A 4461-nucleotide genomic window follows, 5' to 3' on the forward strand; every position below is an offset into this window, starting at 1 on the left:
TTCCTCGGCACCAACGACAATGCTATCCGCCTGCAGGTGCTCGCTGCGATGATTGCCTACCTGTTGTTGCGCATCGCCGCGCGCGCCAACTGCGTCAAGATGCTCCCTCTCAGGCTGGCCGAACTGATCCGCCAGTTTCTGTTCACCCGTCGATCCCTGGCCGCGATCAACGAGCCGCCACCTATCAATCCCAGTAAGCCCAAATCGCGAACTTCCCCGAACCAATTGGCATTTTGCTATGGCTGATTTTCCCCGGACAGCCCTGCCGCGAGCGGGGCGAGGTGGAGTCCGGCGGATCGATCAAGCGCCAAGTCACCACGCATCACTGCTGCGCCAGATGCTGATTGTTGCTATCGGCAGCGGCCTGCTGGGTGCCCCGCGCGCCCATTTCGGCGATCTCCAATTTCAGGAGAGCGCCGGGGCGCACGCGCTGCAGGCCATTGACGACGATGCGGTCGCCGGGCTTCAGGCCCGAGGTGACGATACGCAGGCCGTCGACGGTGCCGCCGAGCGCGACCGGACGGTAGACTGCGCGGCTATCCTCGCCGACCACCATCACGAATTTCTTGTCCTGGTCGGTGCCGATCGCGCGCTCATCAACCAGCACAAGCGTCTGCTTCTGCGGCTGGCCCATGCGCACGCGGGCGAACTGACCCGGGATCAGGCGGCCGTCTTCATTGCGGAACACCGCCCGCACGCGGATGGTGCCGCTCTGGCCGTTGACCTGGTTGTCGATGAGCTGGATATGCCCCTTGGCGGTGGTGCCGCCGGACGTCGTCATCTCCACCGGGATCCGGTCGAGATTGCCGCGCGTGCCGGAGGCATCTGCGATCGAGTTCAGCGCGCGCAGCACCACTTCTTCATCGGCGTCGAAGCTGGCATAGATCGGATTGACCGAGACCAGCGAGGTCAACACCGGCGACGCGGTACCGGCGGCGACGAGATTGCCGACGGTGACCTCGAACTTACCGACGCGACCGTCCACGGGCGCGCGCACCTCGGTATAGTCGAGATTGAGCTTAGCGGTTTGCAGCGTCGCCTCGGCGGCCTTGACGTTGGCAATCGCTTCGCGATTGGCATTGTCGCGCTGGTCATAGTCGCGCCGCGTCACGACCGCGTTGCCGACGAGCTGCGCGCCGCGCTCGAGTTCGCTGGTCGTGAACACCACGCGCGCTTTGGCGGCCTCGAGCTGCGCCTTGGCCTTGTCGACCTCCGCGGCGTAAGGCGCGGGATCGATCTTGAACAGGACGTCACCGGCCTTCACCAGCGAGCCCTCGGTGAAGTTGGTCGAAAGGATCGCTCCGGCGACACGCGGCCGGACCTCGACACGGTCGATGGCCTCGAGGCGGCCGGAGAAATCGTCCCACAGATTGGCCTGTCGGGGCTCGATGGCCGCGACCGTCACGGCGACGGCCTGCTCCGGTGCGGCGGCTGCACTGGTCGCCTGCGCGGCATAAAAATAGCGGCCGGAAAGGACCGATCCAGCCGCCACGACGGCGCCAACGATCACAATACCGCCAACGATGCGTCGGAATCGGCCAGAACGGGGGGTAATACGGGCGGGGGGCATTCGCGCGCTCCATAATGTAGTGAGCGCTACAAATGTGGATCTGGACGCCGGTCCGCAAGATACTTATGTAGCGCATGTTAAGAAATTTTCAGGGAGCACGCAATGGCGATGGGCAGGCCCCGGGCGTTCGACGCCGACGCGGCGCTGGACCAGGCGATGGAAGTGTTCTGGCGGCACGGCTATGAGGGCGCGACGATCGCGCAACTCACTGAAGTCATGGGCATAAATCCGCCGAGCCTGTACGCGGCCTTCGGCAGCAAAGAGGGCCTGTTGAAGGCTGCGCTCGATCGTTATAGCGCCAAACGCGCCTGCTGGATGGAAGAAATCGTGAGCGCGCCGACCGCCCGCGGGGTGGCCGAGCGCATGCTGATCGGCACCGCCGATACCCAGACCGACCCGGCCAACCCACCCGGCTGCCTGCTGGTCCAGGGCGGTCTTGCCTGCGGCACCGGCTCGGCAAACGTTCCATTCGAACTCGCCGCCCATCGGGCGCAGACCGAAAACCAGCTCCGCGAGCGCTTCGTCAGGGCGAAGGCCGAGGGCGACCTGAAGGAAACCGCTGACCCCGCCGCGCTCGCGCGCTATCTCTCCGCAGTCATCGCCGGCATGGGCGTGATGGCCTCGTCGGGCGCCGACCGCGAGGCACTGCGGCAGGTCGCCGCGGTATCGGTGAAGGCGTTCGAGGAGCAGAGTAATTCGTAAGTCGCCTGCCCCGCTCCGTCCGCTCAGCTTGAAGCTCTGCCGGGTTTGATCCGAGAATGGTGCGAGCCTGACCGGGTTGGGGAGTGACCGGCGATGAAGCATTGGAGCCGCTGGCTGCCGGGTCTCGACGCCATCCGTCGATATGAAGCGGCGTCGCTCCGCCACGATGTCTTCGCCGGGCTCGTGCTGGCGACCATGCTGGTCCCGGTTGGGATTGCCTACGCGAAAGCATCGGGCTTGCCTGGCATCTACGGTCTGTACGCAACGATCGTACCGCTGCTGGTCTACGCGTTGTTCGGGCCCAGCCGCATCCTTGTGCTGGGACCGGACTCGGCTCTCGCAGCCGTCATCCTCGGCGTCGTCGTTCCGCTGTCGGGTGGCGATCCTCTGCGCGCCGCAACCTTGGCCGGCGCAATGGCGATCGTATCCGGGACGGTATGCATTCTGGCAGGCATCGCGCGTCTGGGTTTTGTGACCGAGCTTCTCTCCAAGCCGATACGCTACGGTTACATGAACGGAATTGCCCTGACCGTGTTGGTCAGCCAACTGCCAAAGCTGTTCGGTTTCTCCATCGAGAGCGAAGGACCGTTACGGAGCTTGTGGGCAATCGGCGATGCGATCCTTGAAGGCAAGACCAACTGGATCACGTTCGGGATTGGACTCGGCAGCTTGATCATTATTCTCCTGCTCCGGAACAACAAGCGTCTGCCCGGTGTCCTGATTGCAGTGGTCGCGGCGACGCTCATCGTCGGTGCGCTGGGTCTCGGGTCGCATTACGGCGTCACCGTTCTGGGTCCTCTTCCGCAGGGGTTGCCGGGCTTCGCCGTTCCCCTGATCGGCACCAATGACATAGTGCCGGTCGTGCTCGGCGGCTCTGCCGTCGCGCTGATATCGTTCGCCGACACCAGCGTGCTGTCGCGCGCCTTTGCGGCACGATTGGGCACGCACGCCGATCCCAACCAGGAGATGGTGGGGCTTGGCGCCGCCAATCTGGCAGCCGGCTTTTTCCAGGGCTTTCCGATCAGCAGCAGCAGTTCGCGCACGCCGGTTGCCGAAGCCGCCGGCGCCCGCACCCAACTGACTTGTGTCGTCGGCGCGCTGGCCATCGCCCTTCTGCTGCTGGTAGCGCCAAACCTCCTTCAGCACTTGCCCAACGCCGCACTCGCTGCCGTCGTCATCGCCGCCGCGATCGGGTTGTTCGAGGTCACCGACCTCAAACGGATCTATCGCATCCAGCAATGGGAGTTCTGGCTGTCGATCGTCTGCTTTGTCGGTGTGGCCGCGCTCGGGGTGATTCCGGGAATTGGCCTCGCGATCGCCATCGCCATCGCCGAGTTTCTATGGGACGGGTGGCGCCCGCACTCGGCCGTGTTGGGCCGCGCCGACCGCGTCAAAGGTTATCACGACATCACCAGATATCCGGATGCACGCCAGGTCCCGGGGCTGGTGCTGTTTCGGTGGGACGCGCCTTTGTTCTTCGCCAACGCCGAATTCTTCAACGAGCGCATTATGGACGCCGTGGCGAAATCACCGACGCCCGTGCGCTGGCTGGTCGTTGCCGCCGAGCCGGTCACCAGCGTGGACGTCACCGCCGGCGATACACTTGCCCAGTTGGACGAGACACTACACGCGCGGGGTATCGAGCTTCGCTTTGCCGAACTCAAGGATCCCGTAAAGGACAAGCTGAAGAAATTCGGATTACTGGCGCAGCTTGGTGAGGACAGCTTCTTCCCGACCGTCGGCGCCGCCGTTTCCACCTATCTGGAGATCAACAATGATGTTGAATGGGAGGATTGGGAGGACCAAGACGGCCGCTAGGGTTGTGTACTCATAGGCGTACACGTCAGCTTCGTTCGGCCAAGCGGAAATCTTATGATCAGTCGGAGCATTACCGCTCATGGTGGAGTCGAGATGTGGCGCGGTGGCTTTAGGCTACACATATCTGTTGCCGCCCCTTTCGTCTGGCGGTGCCTTAGTGGTGTAGCCGTGACTCCGTTTCCACATCCCGCTCGTCGAACCGGACAGGCAGATCTCCCGCATCCGGCTCTCGGACAAGACCTCACGCCTTCGCCCACGGCCGGTCGCGGCCAAGCGCGGTTAGACGTACGAGCCCAAAGTGCCCGTAAAGGTGCGAGAGTGGATAGGTCCCGCCCTTGCATCGCCTGACCTTGTGCTTGATGCGCAACCAC

3 protein-coding genes and 1 pseudogene are annotated in these 4461 nt (G+C 63.9%); 3 read left to right on the plus strand and 1 reads right to left on the minus strand.

Annotation, left to right across the window (positions count from 1 at the left end; all coding sequences use genetic code 11):
• Positions 1-246, plus strand: a pseudogene (locus YY7_RS62500) (IS4 family transposase); the annotation flags it as partial.
• Between the two features lie 76 nt (positions 247-322).
• Here YY7_RS62500 and YY7_RS0149550 read toward each other — a convergent pair.
• Positions 323-1570: an efflux RND transporter periplasmic adaptor subunit gene (locus YY7_RS0149550; protein WP_028169389.1), complete on the minus strand. Its 1248-nt coding sequence runs from the start codon at positions 1568-1570 to the stop codon at positions 323-325.
• Between the two features lie 102 nt (positions 1571-1672).
• Between YY7_RS0149550 and YY7_RS0149555 the strand changes: the two genes are divergently transcribed.
• Together YY7_RS0149555 and YY7_RS0149560 are read left to right on the plus strand one after the other, a co-directional pair.
• Positions 1673-2272 (plus strand): TetR/AcrR family transcriptional regulator, encoded by a 600-nt coding sequence (locus tag YY7_RS0149555; protein WP_028169390.1) that lies wholly within the window; start codon positions 1673-1675, stop codon positions 2270-2272.
• A gap of 93 nt (positions 2273-2365) precedes the next feature.
• Positions 2366-4090, plus strand: a complete 1725-nt coding sequence (locus tag YY7_RS0149560; protein ID WP_028169391.1) for a SulP family inorganic anion transporter — start codon at positions 2366-2368, stop codon at positions 4088-4090.
• The last annotated feature ends 371 nt before the right edge of the window (positions 4091-4461 follow it).

The sequence above is a fragment of the Bradyrhizobium elkanii WSM2783 genome (assembly GCF_000472865.1).
In the GTDB taxonomy this organism is placed as follows: Bacteria; Pseudomonadota; Alphaproteobacteria; order Rhizobiales; family Xanthobacteraceae; genus Bradyrhizobium; species Bradyrhizobium elkanii_A.

Bases quoted from the DNA above. Each gene is read 5' to 3' on its own strand.
- YY7_RS0149555 (WP_028169390.1), top strand. From the start codon at position 1,673: ATGGCGATGGGCAGGCCCCGGGCGTTCGACGCCGACGCGGCGCTGGAC.
- YY7_RS0149560 (WP_028169391.1), top strand. From the start codon at position 2,366: ATGAAGCATTGGAGCCGCTGGCTGCCGGGTCTCGACGCCATCCGTCGA.
- YY7_RS0149550 (WP_028169389.1), bottom strand. From the start codon at position 1,570: ATGCCCCCCGCCCGTATTACCCCCCGTTCTGGCCGATTCCGACGCATC.